The 1,141-nt window shown below is 43.6% G+C and carries 1 protein-coding gene; it reads right to left on the reverse strand.

Annotation, left to right across the window (positions count from 1 at the left end):
- Positions 1–61: 61 nt before the first annotated feature.
- Positions 62–673, reverse strand: coding sequence for a chorismate lyase (locus IQ264_RS32520; RefSeq protein WP_193986929.1), 612 nt, complete (start codon positions 671–673; stop codon positions 62–64).
- Positions 674–1,141 lie beyond the last annotated feature (468 nt).

Below are 1,141 nucleotides of genomic sequence, written 5' to 3' on the forward strand. Positions count from 1 at the left end.
CCTCCCCACCGTTCGGCTGACGCTCACGGAAGCCCCCCCACCTCTTCTTCCCAGTCCCCAATCACTCCAACTCCATTGCCCCCAAATACTTAGTTAAATAAGGCGAAAAAACCTCATAAATTAGCGTCAAAGGTTGTCCATGATGCCAAAACAGGTAATGGCGACCCCAAAAAGGCCCCGAAAACCCAAAAGCTGACTCTAACGCCGCCGAATTTCCGTAGTAAATTCCCTGGACATCCCGATATAACTCTGTTCGTAAGCGTTCTAAACTCGCCCAAATAGGCAAAGAACGATTTTGCAAATACTCATCCACATGGCTAGCTTCCCACCACGAACAAGCATAAGCTAACCTTTGTCCAGAAGCAGTTCTCAGCCAAACCTGTCGCCGAACTCTTGGCCCAGGTACTACCTGCATTTGCTCAGGTGCATTATCTGGGTGCATCCCAATAGCAGACATATCAATCAAATCTACTTCTGTCTTTTCACCAGTCAGTAGTTGCAGGTGGCGCGTCGGTGAACCATCCCCCAACAAAAACATTTGCCAGGTAGGTGCTAGCTGGGAGTGAGGCAAACCTTTTTGAATAGAAGTTTCCCCTCCCTGCCAAAGCGGGGAAAGTGCGTGCCAAGAGGATGGCAGTATTAGCGTTTCGGAGCTTTTGAATGTTGCAGTCAAGACTCTTTACATAACTTTACTCTTTATTATCATACCGATGACTTAGGCATTATGTACTTGAACTTCGGTAGTTTCAATGCAAAGTAACCAAAGGACAAATTCAGCACTTGTAATTTTCGGCACGATACTTACAAGTGCTGTCAGATGTGAAATGAGAGTATGAATTGAAAGGCTGCTTAATTAATTTAATTTGCTTTGAGATTGAGCAGATTAGGAAAAAGTTTGTAAATCATGTTGATCTGTTTGTGTGTTTGGGAACTCTAAGAACGGAGAGAATCCTACCCTTTCACATATTTGATAGTGATGCCAATGAGTCAATATCCTATTATTCTAATTCCAGATGCCACTTGAAAGAAAAAATGGCACTAGCCTAGAAGGATAAAATGGCACTCAAGAAGCCGAGGATAGTAATTCCTTCGTTCCAATAAGAAAGCCATTACAAAGTAGCTAGAATCATAAAACGGCACA

Source organism: [Phormidium] sp. LEGE 05292, from assembly GCF_015207735.1.
Taxonomy (GTDB): Bacteria; Cyanobacteriota; Cyanobacteriia; order Cyanobacteriales; family Aerosakkonemataceae; genus Floridanema.